The sequence below is a fragment of the Psychrobacter sp. SC65A.3 genome (assembly GCF_025642195.1).
Lineage (GTDB): Bacteria > Pseudomonadota > Gammaproteobacteria > Pseudomonadales > Moraxellaceae > Psychrobacter > Psychrobacter cryohalolentis.
Genome location: NZ_CP106752.1, coordinates 1,217,071 through 1,237,010 on the forward strand (window position 1 = coordinate 1,217,071; position 19,940 = coordinate 1,237,010).

18 protein-coding genes are annotated in these 19,940 nt (G+C 42.1%); 12 read left to right on the forward strand and 6 right to left on the reverse strand.

Annotated features, from left to right (window positions below; genetic code table 11):
• Positions 1-40 precede the first annotated feature (40 nt).
• Positions 41-1,006, forward strand: coding sequence for a 3-hydroxyisobutyrate dehydrogenase (gene mmsB / locus OEG80_RS05280; RefSeq protein WP_263242177.1), 966 nt, complete (start codon positions 41-43; stop codon positions 1,004-1,006).
• Positions 1,007-1,093: 87 nt separating this feature from the next.
• Here mmsB and OEG80_RS05285 read toward each other — a convergent pair whose 3' ends face one another.
• Complete coding sequence (locus tag OEG80_RS05285) at positions 1,094-1,852, reverse strand: IclR family transcriptional regulator (RefSeq protein WP_011513843.1); 759 nt, start codon at positions 1,850-1,852, stop codon at positions 1,094-1,096.
• 643 nt (positions 1,853-2,495) lie between these two features.
• Here OEG80_RS05285 and OEG80_RS05290 point away from each other — a divergent pair.
• Positions 2,496-3,365 carry a hypothetical protein gene (locus OEG80_RS05290; RefSeq protein ID WP_149409500.1) on the forward strand — a complete coding sequence of 290 codons (870 nt, stop codon included), beginning with the start codon at positions 2,496-2,498 and terminating at the stop codon, positions 3,363-3,365.
• Between the two features lie 128 nt (positions 3,366-3,493).
• On the opposite strand, the gene OEG80_RS05295 is transcribed toward OEG80_RS05290, so the two are convergent.
• Entirely contained in the window at positions 3,494-4,189 is a 696-nt protein-coding gene (locus tag OEG80_RS05295; protein WP_263242181.1) for a peptide transporter, read from the reverse strand.
• A gap of 127 nt (positions 4,190-4,316) precedes the next feature.
• The gene (gene pal / locus OEG80_RS05300) at positions 4,317-4,835 is read right to left on the reverse strand and encodes a peptidoglycan-associated lipoprotein Pal (RefSeq protein ID WP_011513840.1); all 519 of its coding nucleotides are present in this window, start codon (positions 4,833-4,835) and stop codon (positions 4,317-4,319) included.
• 404 nt (positions 4,836-5,239) lie between these two features.
• On the opposite strand from pal, the gene pepN reads away from it, so the two are divergent.
• Positions 5,240-7,840: an aminopeptidase N gene (gene pepN, locus OEG80_RS05305; protein ID WP_263242474.1), complete on the forward strand. Its 2,601-nt coding sequence runs from the start codon at positions 5,240-5,242 to the stop codon at positions 7,838-7,840.
• A 110-nt stretch (positions 7,841-7,950) separates the two neighbouring features.
• Here the strand turns inward: pepN and OEG80_RS05310 are convergent, their stop codons facing one another.
• Entirely contained in the window at positions 7,951-9,033 is a 1,083-nt protein-coding gene (locus OEG80_RS05310) for a 3-deoxy-7-phosphoheptulonate synthase (RefSeq protein ID WP_011513838.1), read from the reverse strand.
• A gap of 364 nt (positions 9,034-9,397) precedes the next feature.
• On the opposite strand from OEG80_RS05310, the gene lpxB reads away from it, so the two are divergent.
• The 3 genes from lpxB to OEG80_RS05325 all read left to right on the forward strand — a co-directional run bounded on the left by lpxB (position 9,398) and on the right by OEG80_RS05325 (position 12,992).
• Complete coding sequence (gene lpxB / locus OEG80_RS05315; protein ID WP_263242184.1) at positions 9,398-10,708, forward strand: lipid-A-disaccharide synthase; 1,311 nt, start codon at positions 9,398-9,400, stop codon at positions 10,706-10,708.
• Positions 10,709-10,762: 54 nt separating this feature from the next.
• Complete coding sequence (locus OEG80_RS05320) at positions 10,763-11,626, forward strand: ribonuclease HII (protein ID WP_263242186.1); 864 nt, start codon at positions 10,763-10,765, stop codon at positions 11,624-11,626.
• Between the two features lie 187 nt (positions 11,627-11,813).
• Positions 11,814-12,992: a CAP domain-containing protein gene (locus tag OEG80_RS05325; RefSeq protein ID WP_263242187.1), complete on the forward strand. Its 1,179-nt coding sequence runs from the start codon at positions 11,814-11,816 to the stop codon at positions 12,990-12,992.
• Between the two features lie 115 nt (positions 12,993-13,107).
• Here the strand turns inward: OEG80_RS05325 and OEG80_RS05330 are convergent, their stop codons facing one another.
• Positions 13,108-13,773, reverse strand: a complete 666-nt coding sequence (locus OEG80_RS05330; protein ID WP_263242188.1) for a DUF924 family protein — start codon at positions 13,771-13,773, stop codon at positions 13,108-13,110.
• An 89-nt stretch (positions 13,774-13,862) separates the two neighbouring features.
• Between OEG80_RS05330 and OEG80_RS05335 the strand changes: the two genes are divergently transcribed.
• From OEG80_RS05335 to OEG80_RS05355, 5 genes are all read left to right on the forward strand, one after another.
• Positions 13,863-15,107, forward strand: a complete 1,245-nt coding sequence (locus OEG80_RS05335) for a carboxynorspermidine decarboxylase (RefSeq protein WP_263242190.1) — start codon at positions 13,863-13,865, stop codon at positions 15,105-15,107.
• Positions 15,108-15,384: 277 nt separating this feature from the next.
• Complete coding sequence (locus OEG80_RS05340; RefSeq protein ID WP_263242191.1) at positions 15,385-16,659, forward strand: saccharopine dehydrogenase family protein; 1,275 nt, start codon at positions 15,385-15,387, stop codon at positions 16,657-16,659.
• Positions 16,660-16,804: 145 nt separating this feature from the next.
• Positions 16,805-17,428, forward strand: coding sequence for a hypothetical protein (locus OEG80_RS05345; protein WP_263242193.1), 624 nt, complete (start codon positions 16,805-16,807; stop codon positions 17,426-17,428).
• A gap of 277 nt (positions 17,429-17,705) precedes the next feature.
• Positions 17,706-18,518 (forward strand): PhzF family phenazine biosynthesis protein, encoded by an 813-nt coding sequence (locus tag OEG80_RS05350; RefSeq protein ID WP_263242195.1) that lies wholly within the window; start codon positions 17,706-17,708, stop codon positions 18,516-18,518.
• Between the two features lie 3 nt (positions 18,519-18,521).
• The gene (locus OEG80_RS05355; protein WP_020443649.1) at positions 18,522-18,854 is read left to right on the forward strand and encodes a YnfA family protein; all 333 of its coding nucleotides are present in this window, start codon (positions 18,522-18,524) and stop codon (positions 18,852-18,854) included.
• Positions 18,855-18,995: 141 nt separating this feature from the next.
• Here the strand turns inward: OEG80_RS05355 and OEG80_RS05360 are convergent, their stop codons facing one another.
• Positions 18,996-19,118, reverse strand: a complete 123-nt coding sequence (locus tag OEG80_RS05360; protein ID WP_020443648.1) for a hypothetical protein — start codon at positions 19,116-19,118, stop codon at positions 18,996-18,998.
• A 220-nt stretch (positions 19,119-19,338) separates the two neighbouring features.
• On the opposite strand from OEG80_RS05360, the gene OEG80_RS05365 reads away from it, so the two are divergent.
• On the forward strand, positions 19,339-19,938 hold the full coding sequence (locus OEG80_RS05365; protein ID WP_263242196.1) for a 6-pyruvoyl trahydropterin synthase family protein: 600 nt from the start codon (positions 19,339-19,341) through the stop codon (positions 19,936-19,938).
• Positions 19,939-19,940: the final 2 nt, after the last annotated feature.

Below are 19,940 nucleotides of genomic sequence, written 5' to 3' on the forward strand. Positions count from 1 at the left end.
TTAAAACTAATTGCATAATCAATCATCAAGGAGCGATGAGATGGCTACAAAGGATACAGGTTCAAGTAGTACAACTACGACTGATAATGATGGTAATACAGCAAAGCCAAATATTGCCTTTATTGGACTAGGTAACATGGGCGGTCCAATGGCAGAAAACTTGTTAAAGGCAGGTTATACGCTATCGGTTTATGATTTATCTGTAGAGGCGACCACGCGCTTGCAACAAGCGGGTGCCAATATAGCAGAGAGTCCGAAAGATGCTGCTCAAAATGCCCAAGTGATTATCAGTATGTTACCTGCTGGCAAGCACGTGCATTCTGTCTATCTAGGAGAAGGTAGCTCTGACGGTCTACTTGTAGACTTACCAAAAGGTACTTTGGTTATCGATAGCAGTACCATAGCAGCAGCTGATGCTAGGAAAGTAGCAGAAGTTGCAAGTAAGCTTGGTATTGATTTTTTAGATGCGCCAGTCTCTGGCGGTACAGGTGGCGCTATCGCTGGCACATTGACCTTTATCGTTGGTGGAGACGATGCAGCCTTTGCCAAAGCTGAACCGATACTGGCTGTAATGGGAAAAAATATCTTCCACGCAGGCGAGCATGGTGCAGGACAAGTAGCTAAAATCTGTAATAACATGCTGCTTGGAATTCTGATGGCAGGAACGGCAGAGGCGATTAATCTAGGTGTCAAAAATGGTCTCGATCCAAAGGTACTATCCGATATCATGCTACAAAGCTCCGGTCGTAACTGGACGCTAGAGGTCTACAACCCGTACCCGCAAGTAATGGAAAATGTCCCATCGAGCAATGGCTATCAAGGCGGCTTTATGAGTAAGCTGATGCAAAAGGATCTTAACCTTGCCATGCAAACCGCTCAAGACACGCATGTAGAGACACCAATGGGCGCTAAAGCAACTGAGCTATATGCTGCGCATACCATCGAGAATGGTGATAGAGATTTTTCTAGTATTATGGCGCGTCACGACAGCTCTGTATTGTCTTAAATTATTAAGCACACAAATAAAAAAGGTCGGCATTATAGTAATAGTGCAGACCTTTTTTTGACTTATTTCTAGTTTATATCAAGGCATTTAACTTGGCAGCTCGTAGACCAGAGACTGAATATCTTGCGCCGCTTTTTGCAGTCGTGGCACATAGGTTAAGAGGTCATCTAAAGACACCCGTATGGTCGGTGCATGCAGATATAACGAAGCAAGGTAGCGTGATTTCCTATCCCTTATCGGTACGGCGATTGCCACCATCTCAGAGATAAACTCTTCGTTATCGATACCTATGCCTGTTTCAGCGATACGATCAAGCTCAGCGTTTAATTTTTCGATATCAGTGATGGTATTTTTAGTGAACTTATCTAGTGACAAATTTTGTAGTATTTTTTCGCGGCTTGCACTCGGCAACTGACTTAAATACAGCTTCCCAGTCGCTGTACACCACATTGGCGACTTTGCGCCCACTGGTAAATAAATCTGTATCGGCAAGGTCGTTTGTGCGCGGTTGGTATAGATCATATTCATGTGATAAGGAACACCGATACCGCAGGTTTCTTTTAGCTCATCGACCAGTTTTTGCAAAATCATTTGACGTTCATTAAAGAACAGTCGCTGCTGCCAAAGCTCAACACCCAAATTGCGTACGCGTTTACCCGGTATAATACCGCCGCCAATATCAATTGTCACAAACCCTTCATCAACCAGATTTTGAATCAATCGATGAATGGTTGGCTTCGGAATATCAAGCTCCTGCGATAGCTCTAGTGGCGAAATCGGCTTTGAGGCATAAGATACCGCCTCAATAATCTCTAGCACACGGGTAATCGATGATACTTTAGGCATATAAATGACTCAGTAATAATAAAAAAACAAAGCAAGTAGTTATATCGTAATGGATATAATCGCCTCTAAAAATAGAGCAGAACAGTCAAGGCGATAAGGCTAAAAATGGATAAGTATAAAAGCATACAGTAATTGGCTTACTGACTCTAATTTAGCACAATATAACCCTTAGACAAGCCTATCTCTCATTATATAGTAACGTATTTACATTGCGTGGATTTATAACAAAATTATCTGAGAATTTTTCGGTTTTCTTAGCAATATTAGATACGTTCAGTCACAAAGTACAACAATCTGTAGTAATTAACTCTATAACTGTTATTGCGTTATTTCTCAAGATGCTCCATCATGCAGACATATTTTGTAATATCTTTACATGAGCGTTAAGCGTTCCAATAATCATGTGTAGGCTGCGCGGTGGCTTTAATAGCATTGTGTAACAAAAAGGCGAAGTATTGCGGGCTGGTGTAGTAATTATTACAATATCTATGCAATCTTTACATAATGGTAAATAAAAAGTGCGTCTTTAGGGGTGACTTTTTGAGCCAAAATTGTTTTAATCCTCGCATCAAAATGATTGTTTAAAAAAGTTAGATTTTCATTTTTTTATGGGCGTGTTATTTCATACTTTAGGAGAGTAATTATGAAACTTATTCAATTAACAGCAATCACTGCTGCCGTTTTAGCCTCAACTGCTGCTCTTGCAGCTGATCCAGTTATTGTTATTGATGGCAATGATGCTGTTGTATACGAAGCTGAGCCAGTAGCAGTTGCTTATCAAGCAGACGCTGGTTATGCCTATAATGCAGATGCTGGTGTGTTACGTAACACCACTGGTGCAGTTGTTGGCGGTACTAAGACTTTCTTCCAAACCGTTACTCATCCAGCAGCGATCAGTGCTGAAGTTGGTACTTTAGGTTATGGTGCTAACATCGCTTGGGGCTTAAACGACAAAACTGAAATTCAAGCTGGTTGGGCAGGCGGCGATGCTGCTGATTTATTCGGCGGCGACTTTGATGCTAACGACGTAAACTACGATGTAGATACTGATTTTAGCAACCCGTACCTAGGCGTACAAGTACGTCCTATGGCAAACTGGTTCACTATGGGTGCTGGTATCATCGTTCCTGATAACGAAATCAACGTAACTTCTAATCCTAATGGTGGCGTTTATAAAGTTAACGGCAAGCAATATAATGCAGACGATGTAGGTACTTTAAAAGGTAGCCTTGAGCACCGTAATACGCTAGCTCCTTATGCTACTATTGGCTTCCGTCCTAACATTACCAATAACTTTGGTCTGTTTGGCGAGCTAGGCGCTGCATATATGGGTAAAACTGATGCTGATGTTACTTCAGTTGGCGGCGCAAACGGCTTTATTAGAGATGAAAATGGCGTTATCACAGGCGAAACTTCAGCTAGCGTTGCTGATAAAGCTGAAAGAGAACTAGAAGATAAAAACTGGTTAGAGTGGATGCCAATTGTTAAAGTTGGTGCAACTTATCGCTTCTAATTTAACAACCGTTTAAATACTGTTGTTAACAGAAGAATAAGTATAAAAAAACGATCCTTTTGAGGGTCGTTTTTTTATGTCTAAAATAAAGTAATAAATATCACTTATTATCAGGTATTTGAGATTTATCAATAAACAATAACAGTTTGCTGTGAGGAAATAACAGAAATTCGATAGTTAGTCTTATCGTCAGTCAGAGTAAGCAAAGGTAGGATTTCTATAGGCTGATTGAGTACATCAATAATGATGGCGGAATAATCCATGCCTAAACCTTGGGCAAGCGTATATTGATCTATCTTGATAAAGTTTTCTTTTATTTGCCAAAGACATTTTATGGCAGAGTTACGCTGTATCATTGGCAATGCTTGCAAGATAGCCAGCTCTTTTGGATGATAGAACCGCTTTGCTACCTGCCATTTCACGGCATTGACTTCGATATCAATACCCGAGGGACGATAGCGACTGATAACGACAGCGACCTTGACGTATGGTATGTCTGAGTTTTCTATATCATTTTGTATTCGAGTAGCATTTTTATTATTGCCATTGGTATGGCTAAAACACACATAATATTGGCTATGAGTGAGTCGATAAGGAAAATTTGATTCATCTAAACAATCGACGATATCCAGTCTTTTGAGCAATGCCTGCAATAATAGCCTTACACCTGCACGTTGCTGCTGGCGTTGGTTATAAGCAATTTGAGGGGCAGCTAAGCAAGTAGTGGTTTTTTTAATATCGCAATGTGAAGCACGCACTTTAGCAGTCGCACACCACGTCATTGTCATGGGGTCGAGCTGAGTATAGAGAATATCGTGTAGCATTAAGTTTTGCATAGTCTGTATATTGTAGAAACTTATGGTTTATATCGTGATTTATCTTAGCCTAACAAAAAGCCCAACAATAGGCTTGTTGGGCTTTTGAATGCTTATAATGTCTTATGCTATATACTTAGTAAGACAGTTCAGCACGGCGGTTTTGGGCATAGGCATCTTCGTTCGTACCGGCAGCAGCAGGACGCTCTTCGCCATAGCTGATGACACGGATATTATTTGCTGCAACGCCTTGAGCGGCAAGATAATCACGTGCTGCTTGGGCACGGCGCTCACCCAATGCGATGTTATATTCACGGCTACCGCGCTCATCGGTGTGACCCGCGATAACTACGCCTGCATTTGGGTTAGATTTTAACAGACCCGCGTGTTGGTTTAAGACACCTGCAGATTGTGAAGTGATCGCACTGCTGTCAAAGGCAAAGTACACAACGGCTTGGATGTTCTCAGCACCGGTAATAACTGCGTTTGAGTTGTCTACGATAACAGCACCATTGTAGCCAACTTGACCGCCTGGGATACCTAGAGGGGCAACGACGACTTCAGAAGTGGCACGCTTAGTGGCACAACCTGATGCTAGAACAACAGCGCTTGATAATACAGCGAGGGCAGCGATTTTTGAAAAACTGGTTGACATAATAAGCTCCAAAAATTTTAATGAATTACATTTGTTGTTGTAAACTGCTTACGATAAAACTTAGGCAATTGCTATCTATAATATACTAAATGTTACTTTATGTAAGTACTATTACTGTAAATAATGCTAGAGTTTACAAATAGATATAATGCGCATTACGCCAATATTTACGTCATTATATAAGGATTCTTATCATCGTTACCTTTCTTATTTTAATTTATCAGTAACCTTGAAATTTGGCGCTTTAAATCAATGTACTTAGGTATCTTACATAGGTATTGCGACAGTATCGAAGTGTCGCTTAAGTCTTGCTATAAAGGCTGTTATAAATATAACCATCATAAAAACCAATAGGAATCTATATGTCTACCGCTGAAAACGATGCACAAATCATCAATGCTGAAATGCCTGATGTACCTCTCCATGCGCCCAGTAAAATCAATTTAAAAGACTATCAAAAGCCAAGCTTCGATGTTGAAACTGTCAGCTTAGATATCAAGTTATTTGAAGACCATGCACAGGTAGACAGTACTCTAAAGATGGTACGTCAAAGCGCAGGCGATATCATTTTATTTGGTGAAGATTTAGAGCTGTTGGCTCTTATGATGAATGGTGAGGCATTGAGTGCTGAGCGTTATGAGCTGTCAGCAGGTAAGCTTACGATTAGTGATGCTCCTGATGAGGTGACATTGGCGCTACAAGTGCGTATCTGTCCACAGACCAATACTGCCCTTGAGGGGTTTTATATGGCGGGCAGTGGTGATGAGACGATGTTTGTCACCCAGTGCGAGCCGGAAGGTTTCCGTAAAATTACCTTTTATCCAGACCGCCCTGACGTACTCGCGATATTTACCACTCGCCTTGAAGCAGACAAGCGCTATCCAACACTCCTAGCCAATGGTAATTTGGTTGAAGCGGGGGAGATGATTGATGCGCCAAACCGCCATTATGCGATTTGGCATGATCCGACCAATAAGCCAAGCTATCTGTTTGCTTGTGTGGTCGCTGACTTGGATGTATTAGCGGATAGTTATACGACCAGTGAAGGTCGAGAAGTCTTACTTGAAGTATATGCAAAGTCAGCTGATATCGATAAGTGTGATGTTGGTATGCAAGCACTCAAAGATTCGATGCAATGGGATGAAGTTAATTACGGTCGTGCTTATGACTTAGATCGTTATATGATCGTTGCAGTCAGTCAATTTAATATGGGTGCGATGGAAAATAAAGGGTTAAATATCTTTAATACTGCCTGTGTATTATCGAGCCCTGAAACCACGACTGATACTCGTAGCTTTAGCGTAAAAGCTATTATCGCCCATGAGTATTTCCATAATTGGACGGGCAATCGGATTACTTGTCGTGATTGGTTTCAGTTATGTTTAAAAGAAGGCTTTACCGTTTACCGCGATCAGTCGTTTTCAGCGGATCAGCAATCAAGCGCGGTACAACGTATCGATGACGTCGCGACTTTGCGTGCCCATCAGTTTGCAGAGGATGCAGGACCACTTGCCCATCCTGTACGTCCTGAGAGTTTTGTTGAGATTAATAACTTTTATACCACCACCGTCTATGAAAAAGGCGCTGAAATTGTCCGTATGATAGCCAATACCTTGGGCGCTGATGATTTCCGAAAAGGGACGGACGAGTATTTCCGTCGTTATGATGGTCAAGCGGTCACGGTTGAAGACTTTTTATCTGCGCTTAGTATTACTAACGGTAAAGTAGAAGACTTTATCGATTGGTATCGCCAGCCAGGTACGCCAGTGGTGTCCGGTCATCAAGACTATGATAGCGCCACGCAAACATTGACCATTACGTTGAGTCAGCAAACCCGCCATGTGAGCGGCTTTGATGCGCCAAAACCCTTGCCTATTCCAGTTGCAACGGCATTATTTGATAAAGAAAGCGGCAAAATTATTGCTGAGAGTATGTTGCTATTAGACCAAGCTACACAAACCTTTACTTTTGAAGGCGTAAGTGCTGAGCCTGTGGTGTCTTTGCTACGTGATTTTAGTGCGCCTGTACAGCTGAATTATGATTATCAAGATGAAGATTTGGCATTTTTACTCAAACATGAAACCAATGGCTTCAATCGTTGGCAAGTGACGCAGATGCTGGTCAACCGTATTTTGTTGCCCACCCAAGGCACAAAGAGCAATCCTGATGTTTATCTAGCGGCATTGGCGCAGACATTGCCAGTGCTCGCAGGTGAAGATGCAATGCTAGCAGCGCGTTTACTTGATATTCCATCAGCTCAAGAGTTGGCGGCTGCTATTCCTGAAGATTATGATCCAGAAGTGGTCAAAGCGCAGCGTGAAGGTTTGTATCAGCAGCTAGCAGAGGCGTTAAAAGATCAATGGGAAATGCTTTACAAGCAACTGCCATTGCACTCCTATGAAGACAGTGCAGAAGCTCGTGGTGAACGGGCACTACGTAATGTGGTGCTAGATATGGCATTGACGGCAAACATGGAAGGCGCTGTAGAGTGGGCACAGCAGCAGTATGATAATGCCAGCTGTATGACGGAACGTTTTGGCGCACTAAAGGCCATGGTCAATCATCAAGTGGCAAATGCTGATGCGTACTTGGCAGATTTTTATCAGCGTTTTCAAGCCGATGATTTGGTGATTGATTTGTGGTTTAGTGTCCAAGCATCTGCTGACAACGTCAATGCTGATGTTATTAAATCACTATTAGCACATGAAGATTTCGATTGGAATACGCCCAATCGCGTACGTTCAGTCATCAGCGCTTTTACCTCGCAGCCAACTGCATTATGGACGCAACAAGGTTTGGATATCTATACAGACGTGATTAAGAAACTAGATGATTCTAACCCGATGATAGCCTCGCGCCTACTACAAGTATTGGCACGTTGGAATACGTTAGCTGAGCCACGCCGTCAAATGGCTCATTCGCAGCTGCTCGATGTGCAGCAGCAAGTATCCTCTAAGCATGTGCATGAGAGTCTAAGCAGTGTACTGGGTACAGCGACTGCATAGAGCTGTCTTAGAAAACTAAAGTCATAATCTTAAACATGAAAAAAGCCCGTCTGACAATTTAGTGTCAAACGGGCTTTTTTAATAAGCAGCTATTATTGGATAAGCAGTTATTAACGGTTAGGTAGGATGTCTTTGACCATATCACGTAAGTTATGTAGTGCTGTGACCGTGCTATCCCAATCTAAGCAACCATCAGTAATTGACATGCCGTATTCGAGCGCATCCAAATCAGCAGTCAGCTCTTGGCGACCGCCTTTTAAGTGACTCTCAATCATCATACCGATGATGGACTTGTTGCCGTTTCTGATTTGCTCCGCGACGTTTTGGATCACCATCGGTTGCAAATAAGGGTCTTTACCTGAGTTGGCATGACTTGAGTCAATCATAATCTTGCTACTGGTTTTACCTTTGGCAAGCGCGTCTTCTACTTGAGCGACTGCTGTTTCATCGTAGTTAGGCTTACCATTGCCACCGCGTAATACCACGTGAGCATAAGGATTGCCTTTAGATTTGATGATAGACACTTTACCATCTGAAGAAAGACCTAAAAAGCTATGACCCGCTTTTACCGCTTGCATGGCGTTGACCGCAACAGTCATGCCACCATCAGTACCATTCTTAAAGCCGACTGGGCATGATAAGCCTGAGCTCATCTCACGGTGCGTTTGGCTCTCGGTTGTACGTGCGCCAATCGCTGACCAGCTGATCAAGTCCTGCATGTACTGCGGTGTATTCGGGTCAAGCGCTTCAGTAGCACAAGGTAGGCCTTTTTCATTGAGATCAAGCAGTAGCTTACGGGCTGTACGCAAACCTTTTTCGATATCAAAGCTGTCATTCATATCGGGGTCATTAATCATGCCTTTCCAGCCAACGGTCGTGCGCGGCTTCTCAAAATAGACACGCATCACAACGAATACGCTGTCTTCAATCTCTTTCGCCAATATGGCTAAGCGATCAGCATATTCATGAGCGGCTTTGATGTCATGAATAGAGCATGGACCAATAACCACAAACAAACGCTTGTCTTTGCCATCCAAGATATTTTGGATAGTGTGACGACCATTTAAAACGGTTTTATAGGCTTCGTTTGATAAAGGAAGTTCGGTTTTTAGCTCATTGGGTGTGATTAATGGAATAAATTTTTCAATATTCACGTCGTCAATTTCTGCATTATGGGTAGCGGTTGTTATCATGATTATATATCGTCTAGCTGATTTATAGGGACTTTCATTATGCGGACAAAAGTACCAGTTGACAAGGGCAGTCAAGCAGTTAATTGACTGATAACTGGAATGCTGATGCGAAAACTTGGTTATACTTGATGATTATAGGTAGGATAAAGAGACATTTATGCCACTGGATTTCTTCGGGCAGCTTCGCTATTTTTATCATCGTCACGTATGATGGCAGTATAAATAGCTGAATTTGAGCACCACAAACGCCGCTGATTATGATGGTGCGTATCCTATAATAGATATCCCATGTTATATTTTATAATATCCATGTTTTCTCCCTTGTACGACTTTCACTGTAACACTTTATTATTAAGAGCTTTTCATGACCGATACCGCTACGTTTCAGCCTGATTTAACTGCGCCATTTGATACTTACGAGTTGGCTACTATAACGCGTGAGCCGCTCGTTATCGGTATCGTCGCTGGTGAAGTATCAGGAGACAGTCTGGGTGCAGATTTTATGCAGCAGATGAACAATCTACGTGATGACATCGTTTGGGTCGGAGTGGGCGGTACCAAAATGCAGGCACAAGGGCTTAATAGTATTTTTCCATTGTCCCGTTTGGCAGTGATGGGTCTGGTAGAAGTCATGGGGCAATTGCCTGATTTGCTTAAGGCGCGTCGTGAGTTGCTGGCTGCTTTTAAAAAGGCGGATATTGATTGGTTTATTGGCATAGATGCCCCTGATTTTAATCTACGAGTGTCTAAAAAATTAAAGCCTAAAGGCGTGTTTTGCGTGCAGTATGTTAGTCCTTCTATCTGGGCTTGGCGCGAGTCACGTATTCATAATATTAAAGCGGCAACCCACTTGGTATTGTGCCTGTTTCCGTTTGAGCTGCCTGTTTACGAGCGTTATAAGCATCCGGCGGTATGCGTTGGGCATCCACTGATGCATACCATTGACCAGTCACTGCTCGACATACCAATCAATCAGCGCCGTAGTGAGCTTGTTTGGCATAACGATGGCTTGCAGCAGTTTTTTATCGAACGCTTTGATGAGGTCAGCCAGCTTATTTGTGTGATGCCAGGTTCACGCCGCGGTGAAATAACGGCTATTTTACCCTTGATGCTAGACGGTATCCAAAAGCTGCTTTTATTGGACCCAAAGCTCTGTTTTATCATTCCAACCGTCGATCAAAATCATCAATATATCGTCCAAGACGTCATTGATCAGCGCTCAGAGCAGCTGCGTGCCGCCATTGTGGTAGTCTATGATGATAGTCAACCAACCTTTAGTCAGCAGGCGATGGCGGCATCGGATATTGTGATGTTAGCCTCAGGTACAGCAACGCTTGAGGCGATGCTACTCGAGCGCCCTATGGTGGTGGTTTACCAGCTTAATCAGTTGACTTATCAGATTGCTAAACGTCTGGTCAAAGTGCCCTATGTGGGCTTGCCAAATATTTTGGCAGCTACAGCTATTGTACCGGAGCTGATTCAGGAGCAGGCAAGTAGTGACAATATCTGCCGTACCGTCATGCGCCTTTTGCAGCCACGTGCTTATGCGGAGCAATTGAATGCGCTGATTCAGACCAAGCATCTTTTGCAACAGCAAAGCAATCATCAACCTGCCAATAGCGTGATTGAACAATGGTATCTGCAAAATTATCCGCCGAAAACGGCGCAGATCTAGTAAGTGAATTCACCTCATATCTCGTCATCTCATATACATAAGACCGTAAAATCAATGAATAGCATGCCATATAAAGAGAACCATATCTTACAGATCAGACGCCGTATCGAACAGATTGATATAAAAGGACAATATATTAATTTGGCTTCTCCCATTTATTTATCTGGTCAACTTAATATCAACGAATTACTTGCGCAATATTCGAACACTATTGCACAGAGTGATACGAGCTCAGTGCTTCAGATTGGTGTCGATGAAGCAGGGCGTGGACCATTGTTGGGCAGTGTGCATGTTGCGTCGGCAATATTACCACGTGTTTGGTCAGGACTGATTGAAGGGCAGCCTCTCAAAGATACGCCCTTATCGATACTGACGGACTCCAAGCAGTTGAGCGAAAAAAAGCGCGATATGCTGTATCCCTTGGTTCAGCAATATGCCATTGGTTATGTCATTGCTGATATTCCAGCGGCAGTGATTGACCAAGTGAATATCTTACAAGCTACCATGCTTGGGATGCGTTTATGTACTGAGATAATGTTAGAGGTCATTGCTTATCATTTGAATGACATGGCACAAGACATACATCAGCTGCATGCTGAAGTTTTATTCGATGGGAATCGCTGTCCTGAATTGAATTATGCAAGGCTCGTAGAACTTGGTGTCGAAGAAGAAGTAGTTGACTGTCAAGCATGGGTCAAGGGTGATGCTCGTCATACCAGTATTGCCGCTGCCAGTATTTTGGCAAAAGTTAGCCGTGACAAAACCATGTACGCGCTTGACACTGAGCATCCTGAATATGGCATTGCCAAGCATAAAGGCTATCCAACACGCGCACATATGGAGGCAATCGAAACTTATGGCGTATTAGCCGCGCACAGACGCAGCTTTGCACCCGTTAGAAAGGCGTTAGAGCGCTAAGAGTGGGTAGAGATTGGCTGATTTATTTAAATAAATAGCCTAAGCGAAATACTTATTAGTTTTTCAATAAACATGCTTTAAAGCTTTATACTTTTCATTAAATGACATCTGAATAAGTATTCGATAATATTCGTTATACCCGAATTATTGTTCATAATAACCACGCTACTATCTTATAGGATAAGAGATGAGCCTCAAATTGCCAGAAAAAAACCTCGCTGCAATCATATTATTAACGGCTTTTTTAACGGCCTGTGGCGGTGGCGGAGACTCAGATAATAGCGCTAACGACGTTACGCCAGAGCCAACAGCACCTGCTGCTAGCCCTGATGATACCTCGACTGATAAGCCTGATAATGTGGCAAGCGACAATGAGGCACAAGCAGCATTAATCGCAAGTAATACCTTTAGTCTAGCGCGTACCAGCTGTGGTCTTGGTGGCTTGTCCGCTGACACCGCACTGGATAATATTGCGATTCAACATGCCAAATACATCAAGCACGTATTTGCTAACAGCACACCGACTACTTTTAATCCACATTATGAGAATAAGATTGCAGATATCGCAAACGTCACGGGTGATAATAACCCGTTCTTTAGGGGCGTTAGCTTCACAGACCGGTTATTAAAGGCAAAATATGGCAACGCCCAATATGGGGTGACTGAGAATATTGCCCAATCGGTTTACTATAGCTCGGTAGGCAATATTATAGGCTCTGATATAGTGGCAGGCTCAATGGCTAAGTCGTTATTGGCAGCGCCTTATCATCTGCGTTCTTTGATGCTACCAGGTTCAAGTTTGACAGGGACGGGCATGGTCACCTATAAGCCTTTTGGTAAGGATACGGCTAATAATCAAGGTTATGTATTAGTCAACCATGCCTCAGCGACGCAGGCGACCGAAGATAATACGGTAGCAGGAATATTCACTTATCCATGCCAAGGGGTCAGCGGTACCGTCACTGCGTTGTATAACGAAACGCCAAGTCCGGTCAAAGGAACAGGTCGTGACTTACAAACTGATCCTATCGGACAGCCTATTTATGTCAGTATGCCGTCTGCTCAAACGATTGATATCAGCAATGTTAAATTCCATGATATACAGCGTAATATGGATGTGCCCATTGAGATATTAGATTATCGCCAAGATCCCCATAAAAACACCATATATGAGCTACCAGCGAACGAAGCGTTCATCTTGCCCATTACGGACAATTTGAAAAGCTGTACAAGCACCAGTAAAAAAGACGCAAATTGTGGTTTACATGGCAATAGTGATTACCGTGTCAGCTTTGATATCTTAGTCGATAGCAAAGCCACAGAGCGTGAGAGCTTTACCTTTAAAACTGGTGCTGTGAACAATTAATTGCGTGATCTAAAAGACTTATTATAGAACAAGTTATAAAACAAGGGCTGAACCAGTTATCTGATTCAGCCCTTGTTTTATACAATGGTCAATCCACTATAAAAGCGTTATCGCGTCAAAACGACGAGTTCCACTGCTGCAAAAAGGCTTCTTCTTCATCCGTTGACTCACGATCTAACGTGTTATTGCGATGTGGGTAACGTCCAAACTGTTCGATAATCTCTTTGTGCTGCTGCTCAAAATCTAAAGTAATGGCATCATCGAGCTGCTCAAATAATGGCAGATAGCGATTATGAATCATCAAAGATTCTGAATGCATAAACGGCATAATAGCAAATTTGCGCCATGTCATTGGTAAGGTAGAAAAATGTGGCTGCAATATGACTTCTTGAGCCAACACCAGCGCCATACCATCTTGCGCAAAGGCCTCCGCTTTATTGCGGCATAAATTGCGTGAAAATTGATCTAAAACGATGATCTCTGCCAGACGCCCAGCTAAAGCGGTAATGGAGCTGTTGCAGTCGGTTGCTGCTTCTGAAATGCGCCAAGTGACGCATTCCCCTTGCTTTGCTGCTTGCCAAATTTTACCAAACCGCTCTTTTATTTGCTGATCAAATTCATGGCTTTGCTCGAACCAATACTGTTCATTGTCCTTATCAAACCAAAAATCTAATACGGCACGCGCCTCTGAATCGAGATACTCTAAACTTATGTTTTTTGGATCAAGTGACGATAAATTGGCATGGCTTTTTGAGGTGGAATAATCGGTTGAGAGAGACATAAGCTATTCTAATTATGATAGATTTAGTCTACTATAGCGCAAATATTTATGTCTGTCATGATACGAGCAGCAGCTATTAGGTAACCCTTATGAATACAAAAAATTCGCTACAAAACACTCAGTCATCATTACCACCAACGCCATATTACTTGCTTGATGAAGCCGCAATCGTTGCCAATATGCAGATTATCGCGCGCCTGTGCGAGTTGTCTGGCGCAAAAGCACTGCTTGCGCTCAAATGTTTTGCGACTTGGGGCGTTTTTGATATCATGCAGCCTTATCTGCATGGTACGACGTCATCTTCGCTAAATGAAGTCAGATTGGGTTATGAGACTTTTGGTAATAATAGCGACGCTAGTAGCAAAGATAAAAAAGAAACTCACGCCTATAGCGTGGCTTACAGCGCGGATGAGATGCCTGAAGTGCTCAGCTACGCCGATAAGATTATCTTCAACTCAATCTCCCAGTTAAATGTGTTTAAAGATCAAGCAGCAGCGCAAAACATACCGGTTGGGCTGCGCTTAAATCCAAAGACCAGCAACTCGTCATTCATTATTGCCGATCCTGCGCGTCCGTTTAGTCGTCTTGGCGAGCATGATAAAGATAAAATTGCAGCCGTGTTGAGTGATATTAGCGGTGTCATGATTCATAACAACTGTGAAAATGACAGTTTTGAGGCATTTAGTGACAGCTTAGCTGATATTGAAACCAGATTTGGTGATGTTTTGCAGCAGCTTGAATGGGTCAGTTTGGGCGGTGGCATTCATTTTATTGCCCCTGATTATCCACTAGAGAAACTGGCTGACAGGTTAAAAGGCTTTAGTGAAAAATATGGCGTACAAGTCTACCTTGAGCCGGGTGAGGCAAGTATTCATGGTGCTGGCACGCTAGTCACAAGCGTTTTAGATACGATGCATAATGAAAAGAATCTCGCAGTAGTAGATTCATCCATTGAAGCACATATGCTTGATTTGCTGATTTACCGTGAGTCAGCGCCGATAGCAGCTGTGAATAGTGATGTAATTAATATCGCCTCTCTCGACATCGACCCTACCAATATCGCACCCATCAGCGAGGACGCAAAATCTGCTGATCATACGATTATCTATGGTCGCTCTTGTTTGGCAGGCGATATCTTTGGTGAGTATGCCTTGCCAAATACCCTAAAAATAGGTGACACCGTTACCTTTGGCAATGCAGCAGGCTATACCATGGTCAAGAAAAATTGGTTTAACGGTGTTAATATGCCAGCGATTGTCATTCGCCGCTTAGATGGCAGTATCGATATCCAGCGCGAGTTTGATTATCAAGATTATAAGGCAAGCTTGTCATAACGCTATTAGACGCATATTTGGCATGACCAAATGGTAATGCCAAACAACTATCTATAAATCTTTATTCGCTTTGACGTTTTTAAGTTATGTTGTAATTTTTGCCGAAAAGTCAGTAAAAATTGTTATAATTGCTACTGGCAAACACAGTAGGATTTGTCTAACGGGTGCGTGGGTTTTCCTCGGTCTTCCTTTTTAATTCACGCATATCATTCACTCGTTTCTGTTTTGCATAGCCAATATCAATGGTATCGACAGGGACACAAAGGAGGATTGTTCTTTGAACACAAACCAACAAGTTAAGCCTAGTAAAAAAGATGTACTTATTATCGGTGCTGGCGGCGTCGCTCAAGTAGTCGCGCATAAATGTGCGATGCATAATGACGTACTTGGCGAGATTCATATCGCTTCACGTACCCAAGATAAATGCGATGCCATCGCTCAGAGCGTTATAGAAAAGAACAGCTTTAAGCAGCAAGCGGTATTGCACACGCATGAAGTCGATGCCATGGATACCCAAGCGCTGATACAGCTGATTGAAGATACGGGTATTCAAATCCTTATCAATGTCGGTTCGGCATTTGTGAATATGACAGTATTGGAAGCTTGTATCGAGACTGGCGTAGCATATATTGATACCGCTATTCATGAAGATCCTCGCAAGATTTGCGAGACGCCACCATGGTATGATAACTATGAATGGAAGCGCAAACAGCGTTGTGCCGATAATAATGTCACTGCGATCTTAGGTGCAGGTTTTGATCCTGGTATGGTCAATGCCTATGCACGTCTTGGTTATGACATGATGGATGCAGGTTCAGTAACTGATATTGATATTATTGATATTAATGCTGGTAGTCATGGTAAATACTTCGCCACCAACTTTGATCCTGAGATTAATTTCCGTGAATTTACTGGTACGGTTTATTCTTGGCAGGACAGTAAGTGGCAGTCTAATAAGATGTTTGAAGTAAAGCGTACAGATGACTTGCCTGTTGTTGGTGTGCAAAACAGTTACTTAAGTGGTCATGACGAAGTGCATTCTTTATCAGCCAACTTAGATGTGCCCAATATTCGTTTTTGGATGGGCTTTGGTGAGCATTATATCAATGTCTTTACCGTTCTACAAAACTTGGGCTTATTGTCTGAGCAGCCAGTGATGACTGCTGAAGGACAAGAAGTTATTCCATTAAAAGTAGTGAAAGCGGTCCTACCAGATCCAAGTTCACTTGCGCCAAATTACACCGGTAAAACCTGTATCGGTGACAAGGTCAAAGGCAAGATTAATGGCGTCGATAGTGAGATATTTATCTATAATATCGCAGATCATAAAGATGCCTATAATGAAGTTGGTAGTCAAGGTATCTCTTATACTGCAGGCGTGCCACCAGTCGCCGCGGCGATGCTAGTTGCTACAGGCGAGTGGGATGCAGGAAAAATGGTCAACGTTGAAGAGCTTGATGCCAAGCCATTTATCAATCTATTGAATAGAATTGGTCTGCCTACGCGTATCAAAGATAGCGAGGGCGATAGACCGCTTGAGTTTGATATCTAAATTCTCGTGTTGGCTTTTATTGTTCGTTAAATAAAAAGCACCCTATTGAGGCAGACTCGATAGGGTGCTTTTTTACGTATCTGCTTCTATAATAAAAATGAGTATCATAAAACTGATAGCTATAAATGGCATAAGGAGAATGGCTATGTCTTTAGAAAAATATGAAGTCTTCAACTTGATTGAGGATGTGACAAAGTTAAAAGTGTTATTTATTCTAGAATCTCCCTATATCAATGAATATATCCATCAGCATTCAGCGGCAGGCGAGTCGGCGCTTGAGCTCACTCAATTTTTGATGACTCAAGGGTATTTAAAGGATTTTGATGCCCAATTGCCATTAGGCTGTAATATCAAAGCACTAAATTATCAGCCACTGGGTATTTTGAACTGCTCTACATTGCCACTAAATAAAGCGTTTTACCCTTGCGCTCTAAATAGTGAAGACTTAGCAAAAATGAATGAATTGGCAGCTATTAAACAAAATTTAAATCAAAGTAATCCGAATAAAGTACCTGTGGATTTGAAGAAAAACGGTGTTTTTAAAGACTTTGTGAGCCGATTAACTGAAGTACTTGAGCAAGCGCCACCTGATATTATCATCGTACCTTGCGGCGATACCGCAATTGGGTTTATGGATGCTTTTAAAACAATTTATCAGAAGCCTTTGACGGTTTTAGATAGTTTACCGCATCCAACTGAGTCAGATTGGGCTGAGAAAATAGCCACTATTAATTTGACCGATTATATCGCGCCTCAGATATTGCCTTAGCTATGATTGTACTCTGTCTATAATCGCCAAATAGTAAATGCAAATCTTTCAAAGATGTATACTGATGTGCAAAAGATAAGCTCGAGAGTCTGTAGGAAAATACAGAGGATGATAAATACCAAGTTATTTTCTACAAATATAAGCTCTTCAAACCGATGCGACAATCCTTTAGATAGAGCCTTATAAAGGCTGTGAAATTTCATTCTACTTCTATTAACAGTAGTGTGTTTTTTACCGTAAATCAGCGATATCCCTATCATAAAAATAAGAGCGTAATATGCAATTAGAAATCAATGTTATCGATGCCTTTACTAATACTGTGTTTAAAGGCAATTCAGCGGCAGTGATTATCACAGAAAGTTGGTTGTCTGAGAAACTCATGCAATCTATTGCTTTTGAAAATAATTTATCAGAGACGGCTTTTATAGTCTTGGATAATAAAGGTACTTATCATATTCGATGGTTTTCACCGCTTACGGAGATTGATTTTTGTGGTCATGCGACCTTGGCTTCTGCCTTTGTACTGTTTAAGAAAAACCCTACTTTGACGTCTATTAAGTTTTCAGCTGAAGCAGTTGGGGTTTTAGCGGTCAAGCAAACCGATCATGATAAAATACAGATGGATTTTCCCAATACTAAGCCTGAGAAAGTCAGTGATATCCCTGATAGTTTGCTGGCAGGATTGTCTATTGTCCCTATTGAAGTCTATAAAAACTCACAGGCATATTTTGTGATTTATGACTCGGAATCTGACGTGTTAAATGTAGAGCGTGATAATGACGCGCTAAAACAACTTGCGCCTTACGATGTAGTTGTCACTTGTCAGGCTAAATCTGCTGACTACAAAGAATACGATTTTATTTCACGTTATTTCTGGCCTGCCAATGGTGGTGATGAAGATCCAGTTACGGGTTCGGCTTATACTGGATTAGCACCATTATGGGCACAGCGACTGGGTAAAAATACATTGGTCGCTTATCAAGCGTCAAAACGTGGCGGGGTACTAGACTGTGTGGTTGCAGGAGATAGAGTGCTTATCTCCGGTCATGCTGTGCATTATTTGACGGGATTTATCACGGTCGAGGAGTAAGTTTTGTCTGAATTAAAAACAGTGGGGCTTTTTGCTCTTACTGCATTGGCTGAAATCGCAGGTTGTTATCTGCCTTATTTGTGGCTACGAGAGGGTAAGTCAGTTTGGTTGCTCATACCTGGTGCCCTGAGTTTGATAGCTTTTGTATGGCTGCTGTCATTACATCCAGCTGCTGCCGGTAGGGTCTATGCCGCTTATGGCGGTGTTTATATTTCAATGGCGATTTTATGGTTGTGGACGGTGAATGGGATACGTCCAACGACTTGGGATATTGTAGGTTCTGCTATCGCTTTATTGGGCATGGCAATTATTATGTTTGCGCCGCGCAGTGCCTAGCTTATGAGTCAAAGTGCGCAAATTAAAGCTTATTAATACCAGCAGTACAATAAGGTATCAATATTGCTTTTCACTGATCATATAAATAAAAAAATGCCAATCAAACCATTAGGTTCGATTGGCATATTGAGGCATTTACTATTAATGCTTTCCTAAGATGCTACCATTATCATCTTTCTTTGATTGTTTAGCCGCTTTTTTCTCTTTTGCCGTTAATAGCGGCTTCTTTTTGACATTCTTCTTACTATCTTGACCTTTACTCATGATGTTGTCCTTTTATGTGACTGATTAATACTTATTAAAATCAGTATAGCCCTAAGGGTGATTAATAGCTAGCTTCAAGCAAATGGACGCTGGCGTTAATAAGTGCTTACTTACGAATACATCACGATTTGCTATAATGAGCAGCAAGCCGATAAATCGCGGCAAACCTTTATCCTATTATTATTTAGCACAATGATGCTTACTGTTTTGGTTGATTATTATGCGTATCCGTAAACTGTTTAAATTTGAAAATGCCCATATTGTGCGTAACTGTAGCTCTGAGCGTTGCAAACACTCGATTCATGGTCATAGCTATCAGATCGAGCTGATACTTGAGGCCAAGCGTTTAGATCATGGGCAGATGGTCTATGATTTTGGCTTATTAAAATCCTCTATTAAAGACATTATCGACAGCTTTGATCATGCGATTTGTTTTTGGAGTAAAGACGATTCTGAGTACATCGCTGCCTGTAAGAAATTCAGTGCACGTTGGATCAGCTTGCCGGTATCGCCATCAGCAGAGCAATTCTCACGGGTAATATTCTTTTGGGCGCAAGAGATTTTGCAACAGACACAAATGCAAAATGGCGAAGTGGATGTCAGCGTATATTCAGTGATTGCGCATGAAACTGCAACGGGGTACGCGCAGTGTTTTGCTGATGATGTGGCTAATGAGCAAATGGGCAAGCTAACACTAGAAGAATTTGAGTTTAGCGACCAAGTTAGTGCTGAGTGGAGTGATCCTGAACTATATGCCAAATTGATACGCGGCGATAGTTTCGTTAATCCAGCAGTCACAATGCAAGTACAGGTAGATTGAGT